Source organism: Nonomuraea sp. KM90 (assembly GCF_052246675.1).
GTDB lineage: Bacteria > Actinomycetota > Actinomycetes > Streptosporangiales > Streptosporangiaceae > Nonomuraea.
This window is the reverse complement of the sequence record NZ_JBQQCB010000075.1, coordinates 13218-36503: the sequence shown is the minus strand read 5'-3', so window position 1 is coordinate 36503 and position 23286 is coordinate 13218. Positions and strand designations below refer to the sequence as shown.

At 72.8% G+C, this 23286-nt stretch carries 22 protein-coding genes; 15 read left to right on the top strand and 7 right to left on the bottom strand.

Features of this window, described 5'->3' with window-relative positions; translation table 11 throughout:
- The first annotated feature begins 65 nt into the window (after positions 1-65).
- The 8 genes from ACTWPW_RS43175 (at position 66) to ACTWPW_RS43140 (ending at position 9025) form a co-directional block, all read left to right on the top strand.
- On the top strand, positions 66-1355 hold the full coding sequence (locus ACTWPW_RS43175) for an ABC transporter substrate-binding protein (RefSeq protein ID WP_443172109.1): 1290 nt from the start codon (positions 66-68) through the stop codon (positions 1353-1355).
- Positions 1352-2350: a carbohydrate ABC transporter permease gene (locus ACTWPW_RS43170; RefSeq protein ID WP_443172108.1), complete on the top strand. Its 999-nt coding sequence runs from the start codon at positions 1352-1354 to the stop codon at positions 2348-2350. Before ACTWPW_RS43175 ends, ACTWPW_RS43170 begins: the two co-directional genes overlap by 4 nt.
- On the top strand, positions 2347-3168 hold the full coding sequence (locus tag ACTWPW_RS43165; protein ID WP_375112116.1) for a carbohydrate ABC transporter permease: 822 nt from the start codon (positions 2347-2349) through the stop codon (positions 3166-3168). Before ACTWPW_RS43170 ends, ACTWPW_RS43165 begins: the two co-directional genes overlap by 4 nt.
- 27 nt (positions 3169-3195) lie before the next feature.
- Complete coding sequence (locus ACTWPW_RS43160; RefSeq protein WP_443172107.1) at positions 3196-4620, top strand: RICIN domain-containing protein; 1425 nt, start codon at positions 3196-3198, stop codon at positions 4618-4620.
- Positions 4621-4689: 69 nt separating this feature from the next.
- Positions 4690-5673: a hypothetical protein gene (locus tag ACTWPW_RS43155; RefSeq protein ID WP_443172106.1), complete on the top strand. Its 984-nt coding sequence runs from the start codon at positions 4690-4692 to the stop codon at positions 5671-5673.
- 71 nt (positions 5674-5744) lie between these two features.
- Positions 5745-6671 carry a cucumopine synthase-related protein gene (locus ACTWPW_RS43150; RefSeq protein ID WP_364122420.1) on the top strand — a complete coding sequence of 309 codons (927 nt, stop codon included), beginning with the start codon at positions 5745-5747 and terminating at the stop codon, positions 6669-6671.
- Between the two features lie 8 nt (positions 6672-6679).
- Positions 6680-7798: an NAD(P)/FAD-dependent oxidoreductase gene (locus ACTWPW_RS43145; protein ID WP_375112113.1), complete on the top strand. Its 1119-nt coding sequence runs from the start codon at positions 6680-6682 to the stop codon at positions 7796-7798.
- A 3-nt stretch (positions 7799-7801) separates the two neighbouring features.
- Entirely contained in the window at positions 7802-9025 is a 1224-nt protein-coding gene (locus tag ACTWPW_RS43140) for a cytochrome P450 family protein (RefSeq protein WP_443172105.1), read from the top strand.
- 16 nt (positions 9026-9041) lie between these two features.
- On the opposite strand, the gene ACTWPW_RS43135 is transcribed toward ACTWPW_RS43140, so the two are convergent.
- Together ACTWPW_RS43135 and ACTWPW_RS43130 are read right to left on the bottom strand one after the other, a co-directional pair.
- Positions 9042-9941: an ABC transporter ATP-binding protein gene (locus ACTWPW_RS43135; RefSeq protein ID WP_443172104.1), complete on the bottom strand. Its 900-nt coding sequence runs from the start codon at positions 9939-9941 to the stop codon at positions 9042-9044.
- Positions 9942-9958: 17 nt separating this feature from the next.
- Positions 9959-10585: a TetR/AcrR family transcriptional regulator gene (locus ACTWPW_RS43130; protein ID WP_375112110.1), complete on the bottom strand. Its 627-nt coding sequence runs from the start codon at positions 10583-10585 to the stop codon at positions 9959-9961.
- A gap of 149 nt (positions 10586-10734) precedes the next feature.
- Here ACTWPW_RS43130 and manA point away from each other — a divergent pair, with 149 nt between their 5' ends.
- Positions 10735-11940 carry a mannose-6-phosphate isomerase, class I gene (gene manA, locus ACTWPW_RS43125; protein ID WP_443172103.1) on the top strand — a complete coding sequence of 402 codons (1206 nt, stop codon included), beginning with the start codon at positions 10735-10737 and terminating at the stop codon, positions 11938-11940.
- Between the two features lie 14 nt (positions 11941-11954).
- On the opposite strand, the gene ACTWPW_RS43120 is transcribed toward manA, so the two are convergent.
- Entirely contained in the window at positions 11955-13535 is a 1581-nt protein-coding gene (locus tag ACTWPW_RS43120) for an FAD-dependent oxidoreductase (protein WP_375112108.1), read from the bottom strand.
- Between the two features lie 95 nt (positions 13536-13630).
- Here ACTWPW_RS43120 and ACTWPW_RS43115 point away from each other — a divergent pair, with 95 nt between their 5' ends.
- Positions 13631-14209 carry a helix-turn-helix domain-containing protein gene (locus ACTWPW_RS43115; RefSeq protein WP_375112107.1) on the top strand — a complete coding sequence of 193 codons (579 nt, stop codon included), beginning with the start codon at positions 13631-13633 and terminating at the stop codon, positions 14207-14209.
- A gap of 9 nt (positions 14210-14218) precedes the next feature.
- On the opposite strand, the gene sigJ is transcribed toward ACTWPW_RS43115, so the two are convergent.
- The 3 genes from sigJ to ACTWPW_RS43100 form a co-directional block, all read right to left on the bottom strand.
- Positions 14219-15106 carry an RNA polymerase sigma factor SigJ gene (sigJ, locus tag ACTWPW_RS43110; protein ID WP_443172102.1) on the bottom strand — a complete coding sequence of 296 codons (888 nt, stop codon included), beginning with the start codon at positions 15104-15106 and terminating at the stop codon, positions 14219-14221.
- Positions 15107-15202: 96 nt separating this feature from the next.
- Positions 15203-16591 carry an amino acid permease gene (locus ACTWPW_RS43105; protein WP_375112105.1) on the bottom strand — a complete coding sequence of 463 codons (1389 nt, stop codon included), beginning with the start codon at positions 16589-16591 and terminating at the stop codon, positions 15203-15205.
- Between the two features lie 57 nt (positions 16592-16648).
- Entirely contained in the window at positions 16649-18229 is a 1581-nt protein-coding gene (locus ACTWPW_RS43100) for an AMP-binding protein (protein WP_443172101.1), read from the bottom strand.
- Positions 18230-18326: 97 nt separating this feature from the next.
- Here ACTWPW_RS43100 and ACTWPW_RS43095 point away from each other — a divergent pair, with 97 nt between their 5' ends.
- From ACTWPW_RS43095 to ACTWPW_RS43075, 5 genes are all read left to right on the top strand, one after another.
- The gene (locus ACTWPW_RS43095) at positions 18327-19061 is read left to right on the top strand and encodes an enoyl-CoA hydratase/isomerase family protein (RefSeq protein WP_443172100.1); all 735 of its coding nucleotides are present in this window, start codon (positions 18327-18329) and stop codon (positions 19059-19061) included.
- A gap of 145 nt (positions 19062-19206) precedes the next feature.
- Positions 19207-19767 carry a histidine phosphatase family protein gene (locus ACTWPW_RS43090; RefSeq protein WP_443172099.1) on the top strand — a complete coding sequence of 187 codons (561 nt, stop codon included), beginning with the start codon at positions 19207-19209 and terminating at the stop codon, positions 19765-19767.
- Between the two features lie 38 nt (positions 19768-19805).
- Entirely contained in the window at positions 19806-20123 is a 318-nt protein-coding gene (locus ACTWPW_RS43085; RefSeq protein ID WP_375112101.1) for a DUF3817 domain-containing protein, read from the top strand.
- 76 nt (positions 20124-20199) lie between these two features.
- A complete protein-coding gene (locus ACTWPW_RS43080; protein WP_443172098.1) occupies positions 20200-20967 on the top strand; it encodes an alpha/beta hydrolase in 768 nt (255 codons plus the stop codon).
- A 124-nt stretch (positions 20968-21091) separates the two neighbouring features.
- The gene (locus ACTWPW_RS43075; RefSeq protein WP_443172097.1) at positions 21092-22324 is read left to right on the top strand and encodes an MFS transporter; all 1233 of its coding nucleotides are present in this window, start codon (positions 21092-21094) and stop codon (positions 22322-22324) included.
- Between the two features lie 25 nt (positions 22325-22349).
- Here ACTWPW_RS43075 and ACTWPW_RS43070 read toward each other — a convergent pair whose 3' ends face one another.
- Entirely contained in the window at positions 22350-23282 is a 933-nt protein-coding gene (locus ACTWPW_RS43070; protein ID WP_443172096.1) for a LysR family transcriptional regulator, read from the bottom strand.
- Positions 23283-23286: the final 4 nt, after the last annotated feature.

Below are 23286 nucleotides of genomic sequence, written 5' to 3'. Positions count from 1 at the left end.
ACGTCTGAAGTAACCGGTTACCTGGCATCGGCACCGACTCACTCCCCCCACGAGAGGTGGCCCCGATGAACAGACCACTCACCCGGCGCGGACTGCTGAAGGGATCCGTGCTCTTCGTCGCAGGAGCCGCCGTCTCCGCGTGCTCCACCGGAGACCCGCTGGCCAAGGGCGGCGCCCCCGCCTCCGCCTCCGGAGCGGCGAAGATCACGCTGACGCACTGGTACCACGAGTACGGCGAGGAGGGCACGCAGCAGGCGGCCATGAAGTACGCCGCCGACTTCACCAAGGCCAACCCCGACATCGCGGTCAAGGTCTCCTGGATCCCCGGCGACTACGCCACCAAGTGGACCGCCGCCGTGCTGACCCCCGACGGCCCGGACGTCTACGAGGTCAACGACGTCAGCCCGAACATGGTCAAGGCCGGCCAGGTCACCCCGCTGGACGACGTGCTGGGCGCGGAGAAGGCCGACTACAACGCCAAGGTGCTGGAGCCGTACACGTGGGGCGGCCGGGTGTACGCGGTGCCCATGATCGTGGACCCGATGCTGGTGTTCTACCGCAAGTCCCTGTTCGCCAAGGCCGGCGTGAGCGTGCCGACCAGCTTCGCGGAGTTCTCGGCGGCGGCCAGGAAGCTCACGCAGGGCAAGCAGAAGGGCCTGTTCGTGGGCAACGACGGCGTCGGCCCGCTGGGCCAGATGGTGCCGTGGTCGAACGGCAACCTGCTGATCGACGACCGCAGGATCACCTACGACGACCCGAAGGTGGTCGAGGCGCTGACGGCGGTCAAGGACCTGTACGACGCCAAGGCCACGCTGCAGGGCTACTCCACCGACTGGTGGGACCCGGGCGCGCTGATCAACGGCGCGGCGGCCATGCAATGGGTCGGCATGTGGGCCGTGCCGGGCATGACCGAGGCGCTGGGCGACGACTTCGACGCCTTCGCGCTGCCGCCGTTCGGGCCGGGCGGCCAGGCCGTGGTCAACATGGGTGGCTGGGTGCAGGTGGTCAACGGCAAGAGCCGCAACCTGGAGGCGGCCAAGAAGTACGTGCGCTGGCTGTGGGTGGAGAACACCGCCGCGCAGACCGACTGGAGCCTGGCCTACGGCTTCCACATCCCGCCCCGCAACAGCGCCGCCGCCCAGGCCGACAAGCTGGGCACCGGCCCGGCCAAGACCGTCATGGACGCCGTGGCCGCCCACGGCATCAAGCAGCCGGCGCTGTGGACGGCCGAGGTGCGCCAGCCGTACACCGACGCCGTCACGGCGATCGTCAAGAAGGGCGCCGACGCCAAGAAGACGCTCGCGGAGGCGGCCAAGCGCTCCCAGGACATCCTGGACGAGGTGCCGGTGCTATGACGACGCCCTTGACGGCAGGGGCCGCGCCCGCCCGCCCCACCACCGGCCGGCCACCCCGCCGCGCCGCGGGGCGGCGGGCCGCCCGGTGGCCGGCCTGGCGCGCGTTCCTGCTGCTCACGCTGCCGATGGTGGCCGGGCTGTTCCTGTTCAAGTACGTGGCCATCGGCTGGGGCCTCCTGCTCAGCTTCAACGACGCCCGCGGCACGATCGCGCTGGGCAACTGGAACGGCCTGGACAACTACCGGCGGCTGCTGGGCGACCCCGCCTTCACCCGGTCTCTGGTGACGATCCTGGTGTTCACGCTGTTCATCGTGCCGGTGACGTTCGCGCTCGCGCTGGGCCTGGCGGTGCTGGTGAACCGGCTGCGCGGCGGCCGGGCGCTGTTCAGGACCACGTTCTTCATCCCGGCGGCGGTCTCGTACGTGGTGGGCGCGCTGGTGTGGAAGATGAGCCTGTTCAGCGGCACCCCGTCGGGCGTCGCCAACAGCCTGGCGTACCTGCTGGGCTACGAGGAGTCGATCGGCTGGGTCGCGACCGTGGACCCGCCGCTGTACTGGATCGTGCTGGTCACCGTGCGGCTGTGGCTGCAGACCGGCTTCTACATGATCCTGTTCCTGGCCGGGATCCAGCAGATCCCCGCCCAGCTCTACGAGGCGGCCAGGGTGGACGGCGCCGAGTCGGAGGCCCGGCTGTTCCGGCACATCACCTGGCCGATGTTGCGCAACACGTCGGTGGCGGTGACGCTGCTGCTGATCATCAACGCGTTCCAGGCGTTCGACGAGTTCTACAACATCCTGGCCTCCAACCTGTCGGGGCTGGGCGGCGCGGACGGCCGCACGCCGCTGATCTACCTGTTCCAGACGGCGCTCGGCGAGCAGAACTACGGCGCCGGGTCGGCCGGGGCGTTCGTCATCACCGTGCTGATCGTGGTGTTCACGCTGCTGCAGGGCCGCATCGCCGGGTTCGGCCGGACGGCCGAGGAGGAGGGGCGATGAGGGGACGGCGTCTGGGGTCGTACGCGGCCGTGATCGTCTTCGCGGTGCCGTTCCTGCTGCCGTTCTACCTGCTCCTGCGCAACGCGTTGATGAGCAGGCGGGAGCTCGGCTCGCTGGACTGGCACTGGTGGCCCGAGACGGTCAGCTTCCAGGGGTTCGCCGACGCGTTCGGCAACGAGGCGGTGCCGCTGGCGCACGCCCTGTGGAACTCGACGCTGATCGCGGCCATCTCCGCGCCGCTGTCCACGCTGCTGGCCTCGATGGCCGGGTACGCGCTGGCCCGCATCCCCGTGGCGGCCGCCCGCCCGGTGTTCTTCTTCATCATCGCCACGATGATGGTGCCGGGCGCGGCCACGTTCATCCCGACGTTCGTCGTGGTCGGCTCCATGGGCGGGGTCAACACGATGTGGGGCCTGATCGTCCCGGGGCTGTTCAGCGCGTTCGCCGTGCTGCTGTTCCGCGGCTTCTACCTGCGCTTCCCGCGCGAGCTGGAGGACGCCGGCCGGGTGGACGGCCTGGGCCACCTCGGCCTGTACGGGCGCCTGGCGCTGCCGAACTCCGGCGCGCTGTTCGCCTCGCTCGGCATCCTGTCCTTCATCGAGCACTGGAACGCCTTCCTGTGGCCGCTGGTCATCGGCCAGGACCCGGAGTTCTGGACGGTGCAGGTGGCGCTGTCGACCAACCTCAACCAGCAGGCGGTCAACCTGCCGGCGCTGTTCGCCGGCGCGCTGGTGGCCATCCTGCCCCTGGTCGCCCTCTTCCTCATCGCGCAGCGGTGGATCGTCAGGGGCGTCCTGCTCTCCGGCATCAAGGGCTGATCACCTCAGCAGAGAGGAGCACCCCCCATGTCCCGCACGCGCGCCTTATGCCTCCTGGCCGCGCTCTTCCTCGCGCTCCTGCCCGCCCTGCCCGCGCGGGCGGCGGCCCCCGTCACGGTGCCGGTCGGCGCCCAGTTCACCGACACCTCGGGCAACCTGCTGCACGCCCACGGCGGCGGCGTGCTCAAGGTGGGGTCGTACTACTACTGGTTCGGGGAGAACCGCAACGCCGACGGCACCTTCCGCTACGTCTCCGCCTACCGCTCCTCCGACCTGCGCACCTGGGAGTTCCGCAACCACGTGCTGACCCAGTCCAGCGCCGCCGAGCTGCAGGTCGCCAACATCGAGCGGCCCAAGGTCATCCACAACGCCGCCACCGGCCAGTTCGTCATGTGGATGCACAAGGAGAACGGCCGCGACTACGGCGAGGCGCGGGCGGCCGTGGCCGTGTCGAACACCGTGGACGGCGCCTACACCTACCTGCGCAGCTTCCGGCCGCTCGGCCACATGTCGCGCGACATCACCGCGTTCGTCGACACCGACGGCACCGGCTACATGATCTCGGCCGCCGACGAGAACTACGACCTGCACGTCTACCGGCTCAGCGCCGACTACACCGACGTGGCCACGCTGGCGCGCATGTGGGACGGCGACCACCGCGAGGCGCCGGCGATGTTCAAGCGCAACGGCGTGTACTTCCTGCTCACCTCCGGCGCCACCGGCTGGCAGCCCAACCAGGCCAAGTACGCCACCGCCACCAGCATCACAGGCACCTGGAGCGCGTGGCAGAACGCCGGCGACTCGCTGACGTTCGGCTCCCAGCCGGCGTACGTGCTGCCGGTGCAGGGCACCTCCGGCACGTCGTACCTGTACCTGGGCGACCGGTGGGCCGGGGCGTGGGGCGGGCCGGTCAACGACTCGCGCTACGTGTGGCTGCCGATCCAGTTCACCGGCAACACGGCCATGAGCCTGTCGTACGCGCGCCAGCTCACCGTCGACGCCGCCGCCGGCACGATCACCGCGACCGGCTCCGGCTACGACCGGCTGACCGTGCGGCACTCGGGCAAGTGCGCCGACGTGCGCAACGGCTCCACCGCCAACCTGGCCGCCGTCATCCAGTACACCTGCGGGAGCGGCACCAACCAGCAGTGGCGGATCCAGTCGATCAGCGGCGGCTACGTGCAGATCGTCGCCCGCCACTCCGGCAGGTGCCTGGACGTCGACGGCGTCAGCACCGCCGACGGCGCCGGGCTGCAGCAGTACGGCTGCGGCACGGGCACCAACCAGCAGTGGACCCTGCAGGACGCCGGCGGCGGCTACCTGCGGCTGGTGGCCAGGCACTCGGGCAAGTGCGCGGACCTGCCCAGCTCGTCCACCGCCAACGACGTGCAGTTCAAGCAGTATCCGTGCAACGCCGGGCAGAACCAGCAGTTCACCCGGACCCCGCTGTAGCGCGCCGGCCCGCCCGTACCGGGGGAAATTACCTCGCGGGCGGGCCGGGCCCCGGCTAGATTCGCTAGCGTGTCGGAACTCCGTGAGATCGCCTGCGACGAGTCCGGCGCGGAGGGCGAGAAGCTCGTCGGCGGCAACACCGACGTCTTCGCCCACGCCAGCGTGCTGATGACCGCCGCGGCCGCGGCCGACTGCATCGGCGAGCTGCGCGAGCGGGCGCCCACCCCGGCCGACGAATACTGCGCGGGCCACGTCCTGCGCGGCAAGCACCGGGCGGCGCTGCTGTGGCTGCTCGGGCCGCACGGCCCCGTGCTCGGCAACGTGCGGGTGTTCCTGACCGACAAGACCTTCTACGTCGCCGGCAAGATCGCCGGCCTGCTGGAGGAGGACCACGCGCCGCGCATCGGGCTCGACCCGCACGCCAGGGCCACCGCCGTCACGCTCTGCCGGGAGGGACCGCGGGCGTTCGGCGCCGAGCGGTGGACGGCCTTCCTCGACTCCTTCAACTACCTGCTGCGGGCCAAGAACGGCCAGGGGGTCACCACGTCGGTCGAGGAGACGTTCGGCCTGGTCGACGAGCTGCGCGGGGTCGGCGGGCCGGCGGGCGAGATCATGGAGTCGCTGTGGCGGGCCCGGCCGCGGGTGGCGACCTTCCGGGCGCGGCTGCTGTCCGACCCGTACGTCTTCCCCGCGCTCGACCCGCTCATCCCCGCCATCGTCCAGGCCGTCACCTCCTGGGGCGCGGGCGGCGGGCCCGTCTCGGTCGTGCACGACAGGCAGACCACGCTGACCGACGAGCGCGTGGCGCAGATGCGGGAGATCCTCGGCGGCCGCATGGCCGGGCTGCGGCTGGTCGACTCGTTCCTGGACGAGCGGGTGCAGGTCGCCGACGTGCTGGCCGGGGTGGCCAGGAAGATCGCCTCCGACGAGCTGAACGGGCGGGCCGACCCCGAGCTCAGCGCGCTGATCCGGCCGTACGTGGACGAATCCTCCATCTGGGGCGAAGAGCCCGCCCTGGCAGCCTCCGGCCCCGGTGAGGTCATGTCCCGGTAAACAGCGCGCCCCCATGACGATCACCACTGTGCGTACTTATAGAGTGACGTACCGTGAACGATACTAAGCGTGTGGAAATAGCCTGGCCCGAACTCGACATCACCGTGGCCGCCGAACTCGACCAGCGCAACCCCGCCCTGGCCCAGTGCCTGTGGGACGCGCTGCCCTACCGCAGCCTGCAAGGACACGCCCTGGTCGCCGGGTACCACCTGTACCACGTCGCCCCGGTGCACTCGTTGCTGCACACCGACGCCCAGTTCAAGGTGGACCGCCGCACGGTGCCCGACGGCACCCTGTTCTGCTCCCGGCTGCAGCACCTCGGCATCAAGTACGGCGAGCTGACCGAGCCCATGACCGCGACCCCGATCGGCCAGGTCCTCGAGGAGGACCTCGACGCGCTCACCCAGGCCGGCCGCGAGGTGTGGAACTCCGTCTACACCACCAAGCAGCCCGTCATCGCCGAGGTCCGCCGCGCCGGCGAGACCGGCGGCCACGAGCTGCCCCGCCTGCCCATCGGCGACCCCGAGCTCAACCAGCTCGTCGCCGAGGTGCACGCCGAGACCAAGCGCATCTGGCTCGACCCGCCGCAGGAGCTGCTCAACCTGCACGAGGGCCGCATCCCCTCGGGCGCCGGCAGCTACGAGACGGTGCTGACCACGCTGCTGTTCGTCAACGGCGAGACCCGCCCGCTCGGCTACAGCTGCTACGGCGGCCTCGTCCGCGCCGCCCTGGACGGCATGCCCATGCCGTGGCTGCGCCAGATGACCCGGCAGCTCGCCCACACTCCCGCCGAGTTCCTCGGCTACTGCGGGCTGGACCGGCTGTGGGACTTCACCCAGCGGCTGCTGTCGGGGCTGGAGCGGCTCAACAGCCACCAGGACTTCATCGCGATAATGGCCCACATGGCGCTCTACTGCAACTGCCTCGGCGGCTGGAACCTGCACCTGTTCCCGTGGCAGGCGGGCGAGCACCTGCGCAGGCTGCAGGTCCCAGTATGAGCAGCAGTATGAGCAGCAGCAGCGGTACGAGCGGGGCCGCGACCGGTTCCAGGGTGGTGGTGATCGGCGGCGGCGTCATCGGGCTGTCGATCGCCTTCCACCTGGCCGAGGCCGGGGTCGACGTGACCCTGCTGGAGCGCGGCACGCTCGGCTCCGGCGCCTCCCGCGCCACCGCCGACGTGGTGCGCTCGTACTTCGCCGGCAACCCGGTCAGCTCGGCCCTGGCCGTGCGCAGCCTCGACGCCTACCGGGCCTTTCCCAGCAGGCCGGGCACCGAGCTGCCGCTGCGGCAGGTCGGCTACCTGGTGCTGTTCACCGAGCCGGAGCAGGTGGCCGCGTTCGAGGCCGACCTGTCCGCCCAGCACGCCGCCGGGGTGGACGTCGGCCTCATCAGCGCCGAGGAGGCCAGGGAGCGCAACCCGCTCATCGGCGACCTCCCGCTGCTCGCGGCCGCGTACTCGCCCGACGCCTACATCTCCGACACCTCGGCCATCGTCACCGCCTACGCCCGCGCGGCCGAGCAGGCGGGGGCGGCGCTGCGCACCGGCTGCCCCGTCACCGCCATCGACCCGGAGGCCGGTCGCGTCCAGACCGCCGACGGGGAGATCTCCGCCGACGCCATCGTGTGCGCCGCCGGAGCCTGGTCGGCCTCGCTCGTCCGCTGCGCCGGCGTGGACCTGCCGCTGACCGAGCCGATCGAGCAGGAGCTGCTCACGACCGACCCGTTGCCGCCGGCCACGCCCGACATCCCGGTCACCCTGCACGCCGCCAGCGGCCTGCTGATCCGGCTGCGCGGCGACCGGCTGCTCATCGGCATGGGCTACCCGGGTCCCGACCGCGAGTCCTGGCGCCGCGACGTGGCGCAACGGCTCGCCGAGACGTACCCGAGCCTGGCCGGCGTCGCGCTGCACACCGCCGTGACCGGCCTGCGCGACGCCAGCCCCGACAAGACCGCCTTCATCGGCCACCAGCCCGGACCGCCCGCCTTCCTGTACGCGACCGGCTTCTCCGGCCACGGCCTGTGCAACGCGCCCGCCGCCGGCGAGCTGGTCCGCGACCTCTACCTCGACCAGGACCCCGGCATGGACGTGACCGCGCTGGCACTCAGCCCACGACGGACGGGATGAACCATGACCGACGACAACCGCTTCGTCATCGACCCGGCCACCAGCGACCTGCACGCCGACAACGAGCTGCTGCGCAAGGCCGGCGCGCTCGTGCCCGTGACCGCGGAGGGCGTGTCCGCCTGGGCCGCCACCCAGTACGCGACCCTGCTGACCGTCCTGACCCATCCGGACATGTCCAGGGAGCTGCACCACTGGAACGCGCGGCACACCATGCCCCCGGGCACGGCCATCGACCGCATCGTCACCGACACGTCCATGCTCAACGCCGAGGGTGAGCGCCACCGCCGGCTCCGCATGCCGCTGACCGCCGCGTTCTCGCAGCGCCGGCTGAACGGCCTGCGCCCGCGCATCGAGGAGCTCACCGCCCGGCTGATCGACCGGCTGGCCGCGATGCCGCCCGGCGAGCCGGTGGACCTGCGCCTGGAGTTCGCCTACCCGCTGCCGCGCGAGGTCATCTCCGAGCTGATCGGCATCCCGCCCGCCCACCAGGACGAGCTGCACCGCCTCACCGACGCCGTGGCCCAGGTCGGCGGCCTGGAGGACTCGCCCGACCTGCGCAAGGAGCTGCGCGAGCTGCTCGACCAGATCATCGACGAGCGCCGCGGGAGCCCCGGCGAGGACCTCATCACCGACCTGTTCGAGCTGCACGAGCGGGACGGCGGGCGGCTGTCGGAGGACGAGCTGTTCGCCACCATCGAGCTGCTGTTCATCGCCGGCCACGTGACGACCGTCAACCTGATCACCAACGGCATCGGCGCGCTGCTCAGCCAGCCGGGCCAGCTCGACCTGCTGCGTTCGGGGCAGTGCCCCTACAGCGCGGCGGTGGAGGAGACGCTGCGCTGGGACTCGCCGATCGCGTACTTCCCGATGCGCTACGCCGTACGCGACGTCGAGATCGACGGCGTGCACCTTTCCAGCGGCGAGCCCGTGCTGGCCTGCTTCGCCTCCGCCGGGCGCGACCCCGGCCAGTACGGCGACGACGCCGACCGATTCGACCTCACCCGCGAGCAGAACACGCACCTGGCGTTCGGCCACGGGCCGCACTTCTGCCTCGGCGCGCCGCTGGCCCGGCTGGAGGGCGAGATCGCGCTGCGGGCTCTGTTCGAGGCGTTCCCGGACATGAGGTTGGCCAGGCCGCTGGAGGAGCTGCCGCCGCTGGACACCCTGCTGGGCAACAGCACCCGTACGATGCCCGTCCTGCTCGGCCCGCGCTCGTCGCCCCGTTAACCGCCGTCAGCCGCCGTCAGCCGGCGCTGCGCTCGTAGTGGCGCAGGAACAGCTCCTCCAGCGTCGGCGGCCGGCTGACCAGGCCGCGCACGCCCGCGTCCGCGAGCCGGCGCAGCACCGGGTCCAGGGCCGCCGTGTCCACCGTGAACCGCACCCGCCCGCCGTCCGCGCTCAGGTCGTGCACGCCCGGCAGGTCCGCCAGCCGGGCGGCGGGCACGGGTGCGGCCAGCTCGGCCTCGATCGAGGTGCGGGTCAGGTGCCGCAGCTCGGCCAGCGTGCCCGTCTCCACCGTCCGGCCGTCACGGATGATCGTCACCCGGTCGCACAGGGCCTCCACCTCGGCCAGGATGTGGCTCGACAGCAGCACCGTACGGTCGCCGCGGCGCCGCTCCTCCCTGACGCAGTCCCTGAACACCTCCTCCATCAGCGGGTCGAGGCCGGAGGTCGGCTCGTCCAGGATCAGCAGCTCCACGTCGGAGGCCAGCGCCGCGACCAGCGCCACCTTCTGCCGGTTGCCCTTGGAGTAGGCCCGCCCCTTCTTGCGCGGGTCCAGGTCGAACCGCTCCAGCAGCTCGGCCCTGCGCCGCCGGTCCAGGCCGCCGCGCAGCCGCCCGAGCAGGTCGATGGCCTCGCCGCCGGACAGGTCCGGCCACAGCGTCACGTCGCCGGGAACGTAGGCCAGGCGGCCGTGCAACTCGCTCGCCTGCGTCCACGGGTCGCCGCCCAGCAGCCGCGCGCTGCCCGCGTCGGCCCGCACCAGGCCCAGCAGGACCCGGACGGTGGTGCTCTTGCCGGCGCCGTTCGGGCCGAGGAAGCCGTGCACCTCGCCCGCGCGCACGGTGAGGTCGAGCCCGTCCAGCGCCCTGGTCCGCCCGAACGACTTCGTCAGCCCGGAGACGGTGATGGCGTCGATCATGGTGGTGCTCCTCCAGTTCATGAGTTCCGCCCCCGGTCGAGGGCGGCCCGGGCCTCGGCGGCCTCCTCCAGGCTCAGCACGGGGTGGGAGTAGACGTCCAGCAGCACCCGCAGCAGCTTGTCCTGGCCCTCCGGGGTGTCCAGCCCCATGCCCAGACTCCGCTCGATGTGCTGCGCCAGGACCGACGGCGACAGCGCCATCGCGGCGAACACCGCGGCGCGCGACCGCGCGTCGACGTCGGGGGGCTCCGGCCGGCTCTTGTCCGTCTCGGTCAGCCACTGCTCGCCGATCCGCACCATCTCGTCGAAGAACGGCGCCGCCCACCCCTCCGCCAGCGCCCGCGCCAGGTAACGCTGGTAGGGCCCCATGGCGGTGACGGGGTTGAGGCCGCCGCCCATCGACCGGGTCGCGGCCGCCTCGTGCAACCCGTGCATCGTCTTCATCAGGTATTCGTCGCACGCCTCGCGCAACGCCTGCTTGGAGCCGAAATGGTGGCGCACCAGGCCCAGCGACACGCCCGCGGTCTCCGCGATCCCGCGGATCGTGGCCCGCTCGAAGCCGTGCTCGCCGAAGTGCCGCAGCGCCGCGTCACGGATCCGGGCACGAGCCGTCAGGTCCTCGGGATCCGGTACGGTCGTCGTCACCTCACCCCTCCTGTTCAACCGTATAGCCAACTATTCGTGCGAAAAGCAGGCTATACCTGCGTATAGCACGATGTCCAACCTGACGCCCCGGCTACGCGCACGCGCCCGCCGCGTTCTACGCTCCAGGGACGACGATTGGAGCCAACGCCGTGCCACAGCCCGACCTGTCACCGGCCACCCGGCCGGCGGCCGCCGCGCCCATGCGCCTGGCCACCACCATCCGCCCCTACGACTGGGGCTCGGTCACCGCACTGCCCCGGCTGTTCGGCACGGAGCCGACCGGGGAACCGCAGGCCGAACTCTGGATGGGCGCCCACCCCGGCGCCCCCTCGTCCGCCGGCGGCATCCCGCTGAACGAGCTCATCGCCCGCGACCCCGCCGCCACCCTCGGCGAGCCCGTCGCCGCCCGGTTCGGCCCCCAGCTCCCCTATTTGTTCAAGGTCCTGGCCATCGAGCGCCCGCTCTCCCTCCAGGTGCATCCCACGACCGAGCAGGCCGAGGCCGGATACGCCGACGAGACGGCCCGCGGGATCCCGCTGGACGACTTCGCCCGTACGTACAAGGACGCCTCCCACAAGCCCGAGATGGTCTGCGCGATCACCCCCTTCCACGGGCTCTGCGGCTTCCGCGCGCCCGCCGCCACCGCGGACCTGCTCGACCGGCTCGCGCTGCCCGGCCTGCGGCCCTGGATCGGCACGCTCAGGACGGAGGAGCCCGCGCACGCTGTCCGCACGGTGTTCGCCGCGATGCTCGACGACGCCGCGCGGCCCCTGCGCGAGGAGGTGGAGCGGGCCCTGCTCGCCACCTCCGACGACGACCTCGCCGTCCACGGCGCCATCGCCCGCGCCTACCCGGGCGACCCCGGCCTGGTGGCCGCCCTCCTGCTGCACCACGTCAACCTGCGCCCCGGCCAGGCCCTCTACCTCGGCGCCGGCGTCCCGCACGCCTACCTCGGCGGCATCGGCGTCGAGATCATGGCCAACTCCGACAACGTGCTGCGCTGCGGGCTCACCTCCAAGCACGTGGACGTGCCCGAGCTCATGCGCGTCGTGGACTTCGCGCCGTCCGACCCGTTCCTGGTCGAGCCGGTCGCGGACGGCTCCGGCACGTACGACTACCGGCCGCCCGCCCCCGAGTTCGCCCTCACCCGCCACGAGCTGACCGGGGAGGGCCCGCGCTCGCTGCCCGGCGGCGTGCCGCAGATCGTGCTCTGCGTCGACGGCGAGGCGCACCTCGGGGACGACCTGACGCTGCGACCGGGGCAGTCCGCGTTCATCCCCGCGGCCGTCGCCTCGACGCCGCTCTTGGGGAAGGGCACCGCCTATTGCGCCCAGCCGGGCGCCTTTACAATGTAGATCTGTTCGAGGCCCTACCGCAGGCGCCGGATCATGAGCACGTTGTCCGTGCGGGTGCCCGGCCGCCCGTCGGGCGCGTTCTGGGCGCGCTCGTGCTCCTCGCTGCGCAGCACCTCCCACTCCCCCTCCGCCGGCTCCAGCGAGTCGAACACCTCCTGCGGCGTCGGGAAGTGCACGCCGGGCATGGGGTCGTGCTCCCACGACGGCCAGCCCGCGTGCCCCGCGACCAGCAGCACCCCGCCCGGCGCGACGGCCGACGCGGCGGTGCGCAGGATCTTCTCGCGCGGCATGTCCCCCGGAGAGTGCAGGAAGCAGGCGGAGACGAGGTCGTAGGAGCCCTCGGGGAACGACACGCCGAGGTCGTGCCGCTGCCAGTCGATCCGGTCCGCCACGCCCGCCTCCTCGGCGAGCCGGGCGGCCCGGCCGAGGGCGACGCCGGAGATGTCGGCGCCGGTCACCCGCCAGCCCCGGGCGGCCAGCCAGACCGCGTCGCCGCCCTCTCCGCAGCCCAGGTCCAGCGCCCGTCCCGGCGGCAGGGCGGAGACCTCGCGGGCGAGCACGGCGTTGGGGTCGCCGCTGAACATGCGCTCGCGCTGCCCGTAGCGGGCGTCCCAGAAGTCCTCCTCGGAGACCGGCCCGTCGGCAGCGGCGGCCCCCGCGGCGGCCACGGCGGCCTCCTGCATGATCAGGTCGAGGTTGATGGCGGCGCCGGCCCGCACGCCCGCCGCCGCCGAGCCGATGACCTGGTCGAACGGGTTGGTCACGTTGCCCGCCGCCCACACGCCCGGCACGCCGGTCTTCCCCATGGGGTCCACGGGGATGTGGGTGCCGATGACCTCGCCGCCCATCTCCTGATCGGCCGGCTCCAGGCCGATGCCCTTGAGCATCTCCGTCCGGGCGGTCAGGCGGGCGGCCACGGCGACGGCCCGGCAGGGGATCTCCCGGCCGTCGGCCAGCCGCATGCCGGTGAGCCGGTCGCCGTCCAGCACGAGCTCGGTCACCTCGCCCGTGACCACTTTCACGCCCCTGGCGGCGAGCTGCCTGCGCGTCTCCTCCGCGGGTTCGGGCGCGGTGTGCAGGAAGAGCGTCACGTCGTCGCTCCACTGCCGCCACATCAGGGCCTGGTGCGCGGCGATCGCGCCGGTGGCCAGGATGCCGATGGCCTGGTCGCGTACCTCCCAGCCGTGGCAGTACGGGCAGTGCAGCACCTCCCGGCCCCACCGCTCGGCCAGCCCCCGCACCGGCGGCAGCTCGTCGACCAGCCCGGTGGTCACCAGCAGCCGGTCCGCCTCGGTCGCGGAGCCGTCCGCCAGGACGACTCGGAAGCGCCCGTCGGCGAGCCGCTCCACCTCCGTGACGGTGCCCGTCACGATCTGCCCGCCGTACGCGGCCACCTCCGCGCGGCCGGTGGCCAGCAGCTCCTGCGGCGGCACGCCCTCGCGCCCGAGGTAGACGTGGACACCCTCCGCCGGCGCGTTGCGCGGCTGCCCCGAGTCGACCACCAGCACCTTGCGCCGTGCCCGGCCCAGCGTGAGCGCCCCGCTCAGCCCGGCGGCCCCGCCACCGATCACCACCACGTCGTATGTCGCGTCCATGTCGCGGCTCCCATCCTTCGTCAGGTACCGCGTCACTGTCGGCGACAGCCCGACAATTTGACAAATTTCCTTGCCGAAATGGCAATCTAGGGCGCATGGAACTCGATGACGTGCTGCAATCGGTGGGCCCGCGGCTGCGGGCGCTGCGGCAGGAGCGGGGCACGACGCTGGCGCAGCTCTCCAAGAGCACCGGCATCTCGGTCAGCACCCTGTCGCGGCTGGAGTCGGGCGGGCGCAAGCCCACCCTGGAGCTGCTGCTCCTGCTGGCCAGGGCCCACCAGGTCCAGCTCGACGAGCTGATCGACGCCCCCGTGACCGGCGACCCGCGCGTGCACATGCGGCCGACCAAGCGCTTCGGCATGACCTACATCCCGCTGAGCCGCCGGCCCGGCGGCATGCAGGCGTTCAAGCAGATCTACCCGCCGCACTGGCCGGGCTACGAACCGGAGCAGCAGGTCCACGAGGGCTACGAATGGCTGTACGTGCTGTCGGGCCGGCTGCGCCTGCTGCTCGGCAAGCACGAGGTGTTCCTGGAGGCGAGCGAGGTGGCCGAGTTCGACACGCGGACGCCGCACGCGTTCATCAACCCGGACGACGAGCCCTGCGAGGTGCTGGCCCTGTTCGGGCCGCAGGGCGAGCGCATGCACGTACGCGCCCGCCCCGCCGCCAAGTGACCCGGGGCCTCAGCCGGTGAGGTCGGTCAGGTCGAGCCGGGCCAGGCGCTCCGGGTCGGCCAGGATGTCGATGGCCACGATGAGCCCGTTGGAGATCGTGAAGCTCATGACCGCCGACGGCTTGCCGTTCACCATGTTGATCACCCCGGCCATGCCGTTGACCAGCGCGTGATAGCCGGTGGACGGCGACTGGCTGCGGAAGGCCAGCGCCTGGCCGGCCACGTTCGCCGCGCCGCGGATCTCGGTCCAGCCGCCCGCGAGCACCGCGCCCTGGTCGGCCCGCAGCACCACGTCGGGGTCGAGCACGGCCACCAGCGCGCCGAAGTCGCCCTGGTGCGCGGCCGCGATGAACGCCTCGACGACCTTCCGCTGCCGGGACAGGTCGGGGTCGGGCACCGGCGCCGCGCCGCGCACCCGCCGCCGGGCCCGGCTGGCGAGCTGCCTGGCAGCGGCCGGTGAGCGGCCCACGAGCGGCGCGATCTCCTCGAACGGCACCGCGAACATGTCGTGCAGCACGAACGCCAGCCGCTCGGTCGGCGTGAGCGACTCCAGCACCACCAGCAGCGCCAGCCCCACCGAGTCGGCCACCAGCGCCGCCTGCTCCGGGTCGGCGGCGCCTTCACGGGTGACCACGGGGTCGGGCAGGTGCGTGGCCAGCGGCTCCTCGCGGCGGGAGGTGCGGGTGCGCAGCATGTCGAGGCACACCCGGCCGACGACCGTGGTGAGCCAGCCGCCCAGGTTGTTCACGCCGTCGGCGTCGGCCCGGCTGAGCCGCAGCCACGCCTCCTGCACCGCGTCCTCGGCCTCGCTGAGCGAGCCCAGCATCCGGTAGGCCACCGCCTTCAGGTGTCCCCGGTGCTCCTCGAAGCGGCCGGCCAGGAAATCGTGTTCGTTCATCGTGCCCCAACCCTGATTGTCGCAGTCCATCACTGCACTGACGTATCCGGGCGAGCCGATGTGACGGGCCGACGTGACGGGCCGACGAGAGGCCGTTCACTCCAGCGCTGAGTGCCGCTTGGAGTAGGCGAAGTAGACGACCAGCCCGATCAGGAACCAGACGGCGAAGCGCAACCACGTCACCGGGTCGAGGAAGGTGATCAGCCAGATCGAGAAGACCACCCCGACGGCCGGGACCACCGGCATCCAGGGCGTGCGGAACGAGCGGGGCAGGTCGGGCTGCTGGTAGCGCAGCACGATCACCGCCACGCACACGACCACGAACGCCAGCAGGATCCCGATGTTCGTCAGCTCGGCCGCCTCCCGGATAGGCAGGAACCCGGCGATCAGCGCCGACGCGGCGCCCACGATCCAGGTGACCCGCGAGGGCACCCGCCGCACCGGGTGCAGCTTGGCGAACCACGCCGGCAGCAGCCCGTCACGGCTCATGGAGAACCAGACCCGGGTGACGCCCAGCATGAACGTGAACATGACGGTGAGGATCCCCACGATGGCCCCCACCGCGATGACCGTCGCCAGCCCCGACAGCCCCACCGAGGCGAAGGCCGAGGAGAAGCCGCTCTCCGGGTCGATCTCCCGGTAGTTCTGCATGCCGGTGAGGACGAGCGTGGCCAGCACGTACAGGATCATGGAGATGACCAGCGAGTAGATGATCGCCCTGGGCATGTGCCGCTGCGCGTCCCGCGACTCCTCCGCCGCGGTGCTCATCGCGTCGTAGCCGAACACCGCGAAGAACACCGTCGCCGCGCCCGTGATCGCCCCGCCGAGCCCGAACGGGAAGAACGGCGTGTAGTTGGCGGTGTTGATGTGGAAGAAGCCAACCACGATCACCAGCAGCACGACCGCGACCTTGATGGCCACCACGAACGTCTCGAACCTGGCGGCGGCCCGGATGCCGAGGTTCAGCAGGTAGGCGATGATCAGGCAGAGCACCACCGCGAACAGGTCCACCACGCGCCCCTCGCCGGTGCCGGGCGCGCCGAGCATCCACGCGGGCAGCGTCAGGCCGAGCTGCTGGACGAGGAAGCCGAAATAGCCGGAGATGCCGATGGCCACCACCGCGACGATCGCGGTGTACTCCAGCAGCAGGTCCCACCCGATGAACCAGCCGACGATCTCGCCCAGGACCGCGTAGCCGTAGGTGTAGGCGGAGCCGGCCTTCGGGATGAGGCCGGCGAACTCGGCGTACGACAGCGCCGCGGCGGCGCTGGCCACCCCGGCGATGAGGAACGACACGAGCACCGCCGGCCCGGCGGTCTCGTTGGCGACCGCGCCCGCCAGGGCGAAGATGCCCGCCCCGATGATGCCGCCCACCCCGATGGCGGTGAGCTGCCACAGCCCGAGCGACCTGGACAGCTCGCCCTCGTGCTCGGTGGCGATCTGCTCCACCGGCTTGCGCCTGAACACGCCTCGCGAAGTGACCATGACGCCCCCACTGCCGATGTCTACTCCGTGGGTGCGACCTTCCCTCCTGGCCGCCTCCTAACCCGGATGCCCAGGTGAGGCGGCCCTTTCCCGGAGCACGTTCTTCTGGATCTTCCCGGTCGAGGTCTTCGGCAGCTCCCCGAAGAACACCGCCTTGGGCGCCTTGAAGTGCGCCAGCCGGGCGCGTACGTGCTCGATGAGCTCGGTCTCGGTGGCGGCCGAGCCGGCGGCCAGGCTCACGTACGCGACGGGCTCCTCGCCCCAGTGCGGGTGCGGCCGGGCGACGACCGCGGCCTCCTCCACGGCCGGATGGCTGACCAGCGCGTTCTCCACCTCGACCGAGGCGATGTTCTCGCCGCCGGAGATGATCACGTCCTTGGCGCGGTCGACGACCTGCACGTAGCCGTCCGGGTGCACCACCCCCAGGTCGCCGGTGCGGAACCAGCCGTCGGGGGCGGCCTTCTCCGTGGCGGCCGGGTCGCGGTGGTAGCCCACCATCACGTCGTTGCCGCGTACCGCGATCTCGCCGACCGTGGCGGCGTCGGCCGGCACGTCGCCGCCGTCCTCGGCGACGACCCGGATCCGCTGGGCGATCACGTTGCCCACGCCCTGGCGGGCGGTCAGGGCGGCCGACTCCTCGACGTCCAGGCCGCGCCACTCGGGCTGGGGCTGGCAGATCACGGCGGGGCCGTAGGTCTCGGTGAGCCCGTACAGGTGGATCACGTCGATCCCGGCCTGCAGGGCCCGGCCCAGCAGCGCGGGGCTCGGCGGCGCGCCGCCCACGCAGGCGAGCAGCCGCGGGTCGAGGGCGGCGGTGGGGGCGTCGCGATGGGCCAGCAACGACGTCAGCACGGTCGGCGCGCCGCACAGGTGGGTGACGCGGTGGGCGCGGATCAGCCGCCACGCCTCGCCGGGCTCCACCCTGGGCAGGCAGACGTGCCGGGCGCCGGCCAGCGTCACCGCCCAGGGGAAGCACCACCCGTGGCAGTGGAACATCGGCAGCGTCCACAGGTAGCTGCTCGCGGCCTCCAGCCTGGTGTGCAGCGCCATGGCCAGCGCCTGGAGGTAGGCGCCCCGGTGGTGGTAGACGACCCCCTTGGGGCGTCCCGTCGTGCCGCTCGTGTAGTTGATCGACAGCGGCGACAGCTCGTCCGCCACGGGCACCAGCAGCGGCTCGGCGGCGGCCACCAGCGCCTCGTACCCGGTGGCGGGCACCAGCCGCGGCGCGGCCCCGCTCCCGCGCGCCGCCTCCTGGGCGAGCTCGGCCAGGTCGTCGTCGTGCAGCAGCACCGACACCTCGGCGTGGCCGAGGATGTAGGCCAGCTCGCCGGCGGACAGGCGGATGTTCATCGGCACCAGCACCGCGCCGGCCGCCGGCACGCCGAAGGTGGCCTCCAGCAGCAGGTGCCCGTTGGCGGCCAGCACCGCGACCCGGTCCCCCGGCCGCACCCCGGCCGCGGCCAGCGCGCCGGCCAGCCGCCGCGCGCGCTCCCACAGCTCGGCGTACGTGAGCGACAGCTCGCCGTCCACGACCGCGAGCCGGGGCCCGAACACGGCCGCCGACCGGGCGAGGAAGCTCGTGGGCGTCAGGGGCTCGTACGACAGGCCGGGCAGCTGGTGTACGTGGTTCGCACTCATGTGCGGTTCATCACCCCTATCGTGGTGGATCACCTTCAGGCCATATTGGTGCGTGACAGGGCGTTCGAGCCAGAGGCGCGTACGGAAGGCTTGCCGGATGATCGAGACGGCCGACCACGACGGCATCGCCGTCCTGACCCTGAACCACGGGCCGGTGAACGCGCTGGACCTGGAGCTCCTCACCGCCGTCCCCGAGACCCTGGCCGCCGTCGCCGACGCCGGCGCCGTCGTGCTGACCGGCGGCGGGCGGTCGTTCTCGGCCGGCGTGGACCTGAAGCGGATCGTCGAGGGCGGGCCGCGCTATGTCGGGGAGTTCCTGCCGGCTCTGAGCGTCGCGGCGCTGGCCCTGTTCGAGCATCCGAAGCCCGTCGTCGCCGCCGTGAACGGGCACGCCCTGGCGGGCGGGTGCGTGCTGGCGGCGGCCTGCGACCTGCGGCTGATGTCGGGTGGCACCATCGGCCTCACCGAACTGGCCGCTGGCGTGCCCTTCCCCACGGTGCCGCTGGAGATCATGCGCCACGCCGTCGGCCCGGCGCTGGACGCGCTGGTGCTCGGGGCCGGGCGGCTGACTCCCGGCCAGGCCCGCTCGATCGGCCTGGTGCACGAGATCGCCGAGCCCGGCCTGCTGCTCGCCGCGGCGCTGCGGCACGCGGAGGGACTCCGCGCCGCGCCGCCCGACGTGTACGCCCTCGCCAAGCACCAGCTCCACCGGCCCGCCCGCGAGCGCATCGACGCCGCGCGGGCCTCGGACGATCCGCTGGTGCGGGAGATCTGGAGCTCCGAGCGCACGTTCGCGACCCTGCGCGGCTACCTCGCCTCCCTGCGCCGCTGAGCCAGCCGTGCGCCGCTGGGCCCGCCCTGCCCCGCTTTGCCCCCACCCCCGGCCGGATCCGGGGGACGTCCGTCCCGCGTTCGCCGCCGACAGCCTGAGACGCGACTGGACCGGAAGATCCGACGACCCAGGAGAGCCGACGGCGGTGGAGATCGTTTACGAGACGCACTCGATCAGCGACCACAACGAGTCGGGCATCGCGAGCGGCTGGCTGCCCGGCGAGCTGTCGGAGCGGGGCCGCGCGCTCGCCGCTGAGCTCGGCGAGCGCCGCCGCCACGACGGTCTGGCCGCCGTCTTCAGCTCCGATCTGCGCCGCGCCGTACAGACCGCGGAGATCGCCTTCGGCGGCTCGGGCATCCCTCTCCTGCGCGACCGGCGGCTGCGCGAGTGCCACTACGGCGAGCTCGACGGCATGCCCGTGAGCCTCCTGGAGGCGCGCCGCGGCCGGCACATCGACGAGCCCTGGCCCGGCGGTCAGAGCTACCAGGACGTGGTGAGGCAGACGAGCGACTTCCTCATCGAGCTCGCGGCCACGTGGGACGGCGGGAAGGTGCTGCTGATCGCGCATTCGGCCAACCGCTGGGCCCTCCAGCACCTCCTGCACGGCGTGCCGCTCGGCGACCTGGTCGACGCGCCGTTCGACTGGCGGCCGGGCTGGACCTTCCACCTGCCGGACGGCTGGACGGGCCCCGGCCGGCCCGCGTGACACACCCGTGTCCTCTACAGGCTGTAGAGTAACGCGCGGTGTCGAGGAAAGGGTGGAGCGTGCTGCGCTGGTTCCGGGTCGTGGCGGTGGCCGAGGCTTGCTCGTGGGCGGGTCTGCTGGTCGGGATGTTCTTCAAGTACGTGGCCGCGACCGGCGAGCTCGGGGTGAAGGTGTTCGGCCCGATCCACGGGGCGCTGTTCGTGCTCTACGTGGCCGGGGTGCTGCTCTCGGCGCGGGAGGCGGGCTGGAGCCGGGGCGCGGTGGTGCTCGGCCTGGCGTGCGCGGTGCCGCCGTTCACCTCGCTGTGGTTCGAGCGCCGGATGGCGGCGCGCACGGCGGCCGGGCAGCTCGCCTGACCCGCTCGCCCGCCCTACTCGCCCGGATAGGCGCCCTCGCTAACATCCGTCGTCGAACGAGACGAAAGGCGCCCGAATGAGCGAGCACCCCCTGTGGCCCACGACCGGTGCGGCCACCATCACCGCCTTCCCCGTACGGAGCGAGCGCCCGGCCCCGGCCGTCGTGGTGCTCCCCGGCGGCGCCTACCAGCACCTGGCCGGCCACGAGGGCGCCCCGGTGGCGCGGTGGCTCAACTCGCTGGGCATCGCGGCGTTCGTCGCGCACTACCGGGTCGCGCCGCACCGCCATCCGCTCCCCCTCCTCGACGCGGCCAGGGCCGTGCGCTGGGTACGGCACCACGCCGCCGCCAACGGCGTGGACCCGGCCAGGGTCGGGGTGCTCGGGTTCTCGGCGGGCGGGCATCTGGCCGGGCTGCTCGCCACCGAGACGGGCCCCATGCTGACGGAGGGGCCGCACGACGCGATCGACGAGGCCGACCCCCGCCCGGGGCTCGCCGTGCTCTGCTATCCCGTCACCGCGCTCACCGGCCCGGCCGCCCACCAGGGATCCGCCGCGAACCTGGTCGGCGGGGACGCGCCCGAGTCCGTACGCGCCCGGCTCTCCCTCGCCCACCGCGCCGGCCCCGCCACGCCGCCCACGTTCCTGTGGCACACCGCCGACGACGAGGCGGTCCCCGTCGAGAACACCCTGCGACTCGCGCAGGCGCTCGCCCGCCACGGCGTGCTCCAGGAGGTGCACGTCTATCCCAGCGGCCGGCACGGGCTCGGGCTGGCCGCGCCGGACCCCGTCGTCGGCGACTGGACCCGGCGCTGCGCCGCCTTCCTGCGCGGCCGGGGATGGTGAGCAAGCCGCGAGACGGCATTATGCGGTAATCACATAATGCCATGCGGAACCCTTATTTGACCGCGCCGGAACCCGCTCGCCAGCATCGGGGAAAAGCGATCCGCGAACAGAGGGCGGTCATTTCATGGGGGCATTCAACCGTTATCGCGAGGCGCTGCGAATTCCCGGGATCGCCCGGGTCGTGGCCGCCGCGTTCCTGTGCCGCCTGCTGGCCGGGATGGTCAGCCTGGCACTCCTCCTGGCCGCCGTCGAGGCCGGCGGCGGGTACGCGAGCGCGGGCGCGGTCACGGCGGCGTACGCGGTCGCGCTCACCATCGCCGCGCCCGTCTGGGGCAGGCGGGCCGACCGGCTCGGGCTCAGCCGATCTCTCGTCACGGGTGTGGCGCTGCAGCTCCTGGCGTTCGCCGCCTTCGTCGCGGCCGTGCTGCTCCTGCCCGAGCCGCCGCTGCTGGTGGCCGCCGCGTTCCTGGTGGGCTCGGTCAACCCGCCGTCCGGCGCGGTCACCGGCACCGTGTTCACCACGTACGTGACGGGCGCGCAGGCCCGCAGGACCCTGCTGGCGCTGAACGGGCTGATGACCGAGGGCGTCTTCATCGTGGGCCCCATGCTGGTGGGCGCGCTGGTCGCGGTGCTGTCCCCGCTGGCGGCCGTGGTGGCGACGGCCGTGGTCTCGACCGTGGGGGCGCTGTGGCTGGCCACCGCCCCCGCCGTCCGCACCACCGGCCACGCGCGCTCCCCCGTACCGGCCGGCGAGTCCCCGCAGCCGTCCGGGCACCGTTTCGGGTGGCCGGCGGGACAGGCCGGCATCCTGGCCGTGGTCGCGCTGGCCGCCGCCGGGATCGGCGCCGTGAACGTGACCGCCGTCGCCCACGCCACGCAGATCGGCGCCAGCGCGGGCCTGCTGCTCGGCCTGATGGCCGTCGGCGGCGTGCTGAGCAGCTTCCTGTACGGCGGCCTGCGGCTCCCCGGGACGCTGCCCACCCAGCTCACGACCGTCCTGACCCTGTACGGCGCCTCCATCCTGCTGCTCGGCCTGGACCTCGGCCTGGTCGCCACGCTGGCCACGCTGTTCGTCATCGGCTTCGCCAACGGCCCGGCCGACGCCATGGAGTCCGAGATCGTGGCGGATCGCGCCGCCGAGGGCTCCCGTACGCAGGCGTTCGGCTGGCTGGTCTCGGCCAACTGGATCGGCTTCGCGGCGGGCACCTCCCTGACCGGCTACGTCATCGAGCGGGCCGGCACCCCGGGCCCCGGCGCGATCGTCGGCGCGGCCGCCTCCGTCCTGGCCGCCGCCGTGGCGCTGATCCGCCCCGGAACCACCGCCCGCGCGGCAACCCCCGAACCGCACATCCCCTGAGCGGCCCCACACCGGCGGAGGGCGTTCAGCCGGGCACGTGTTCGGCCGCCACCTCGGCGAACAGGCGCGTGAGTGCCGCCAGGCCCGGCACCTGCTCCGCGCTCTCGGCGGTCACCAGGTGGAGCCGCCGGCGCAGGTCCACGTCGTGCAGCCGGGTGAGCACGATGTCGGCGCGCACGTCGCGCCTGGCCAGCGACGGCACCAGCGTGATCCCGGCACCGGCCGCGACCAGCCCCTGCTTGCCCGTCCAGTCGTCGCAGTGGAAGCGCACGGCGGGCTCGTAGCCGGCGCTCTCCCGGAAGAGCCGGGCGAGGGGGCCCAGGCAGTCGGGGTGGCTGCCCTCGATCCAGCTCTCGCCGCCCAGGTCGGCGAGCGTGAGCCCGGGCCCGGCCAGGCGGTGGCCGCGCGGCAGGGCCACGAGCAGCTCGTCCTCGACGAGGAACCCCAGCTCCAGCCCGTCGAGGTCGCGGCCGTCCACGTCCCACTGCGTGACCAGCGCCAGGTGCAGCCGGCCCGACCGTACGTCGTCCACGTGCTGCTCGGGCACAGTGACGGGCAGCATGACCGGCGGCATGACCGGCGGCACGGGCATCTCGCGGGTGGGGCCGGCCCCGCGGTAGCGGCGGAAGACCTCGGGGACGAGCGAGACGTTGGCGCTGCTGAACGAGCCGAGCATGATGGGCCCGGGATCGTCCGGGCGCAGCGCCGCGAGCTGCCCGGCCGCCACGGCCAGCCGGTCGAGCACCGCCCGCGCGTGCCGCGCGAGCAGCTCCCCGGCGGGGGTGAGCTCCACGCCCGCCCCGGTACGCCGCACCAGCGGCAGGCCCGCCTGCCGTTCGAGCAGCGCGATGTGCCGGGAGACGGCGGGCTGCGTGTAGGAGAGCGCGGCGGCGGCCAGCGTCATCGACCCGTGGTCGGCGACGGCGACCAGCACGCGCAGCTTGGTGATGTCGAACACGGTG

Bases quoted from the DNA above. Each gene is read 5' to 3' on its own strand.
- ACTWPW_RS43075 (WP_443172097.1), top strand. From the start codon at position 21,092: ATGGGGGCATTCAACCGTTATCGCGAGGCGCTGCGAATTCCCGGGATC.
- ACTWPW_RS43170 (WP_443172108.1), top strand. From the start codon at position 1,352: ATGACGACGCCCTTGACGGCAGGGGCCGCGCCCGCCCGCCCCACCACC.
- ACTWPW_RS43140 (WP_443172105.1), top strand. From the start codon at position 7,802: ATGACCGACGACAACCGCTTCGTCATCGACCCGGCCACCAGCGACCTG.
- ACTWPW_RS43165 (WP_375112116.1), top strand. From the start codon at position 2,347: ATGAGGGGACGGCGTCTGGGGTCGTACGCGGCCGTGATCGTCTTCGCG.
- ACTWPW_RS43100 (WP_443172101.1), bottom strand. From the start codon at position 18,229: ATGAGTGCGAACCACGTACACCAGCTGCCCGGCCTGTCGTACGAGCCC.
- ACTWPW_RS43135 (WP_443172104.1), bottom strand. From the start codon at position 9,941: ATGATCGACGCCATCACCGTCTCCGGGCTGACGAAGTCGTTCGGGCGG.
- ACTWPW_RS43160 (WP_443172107.1), top strand. From the start codon at position 3,196: ATGTCCCGCACGCGCGCCTTATGCCTCCTGGCCGCGCTCTTCCTCGCG.
- ACTWPW_RS43080 (WP_443172098.1), top strand. From the start codon at position 20,200: ATGAGCGAGCACCCCCTGTGGCCCACGACCGGTGCGGCCACCATCACC.
- ACTWPW_RS43175 (WP_443172109.1), top strand. From the start codon at position 66: ATGAACAGACCACTCACCCGGCGCGGACTGCTGAAGGGATCCGTGCTC.
- ACTWPW_RS43145 (WP_375112113.1), top strand. From the start codon at position 6,680: ATGAGCAGCAGCAGCGGTACGAGCGGGGCCGCGACCGGTTCCAGGGTG.
- ACTWPW_RS43095 (WP_443172100.1), top strand. From the start codon at position 18,327: ATGATCGAGACGGCCGACCACGACGGCATCGCCGTCCTGACCCTGAAC.
- ACTWPW_RS43115 (WP_375112107.1), top strand. From the start codon at position 13,631: ATGGAACTCGATGACGTGCTGCAATCGGTGGGCCCGCGGCTGCGGGCG.
- ACTWPW_RS43105 (WP_375112105.1), bottom strand. From the start codon at position 16,591: ATGGTCACTTCGCGAGGCGTGTTCAGGCGCAAGCCGGTGGAGCAGATC.
- sigJ (WP_443172102.1), bottom strand. From the start codon at position 15,106: ATGAACGAACACGATTTCCTGGCCGGCCGCTTCGAGGAGCACCGGGGA.
- ACTWPW_RS43120 (WP_375112108.1), bottom strand. From the start codon at position 13,535: ATGGACGCGACATACGACGTGGTGGTGATCGGTGGCGGGGCCGCCGGG.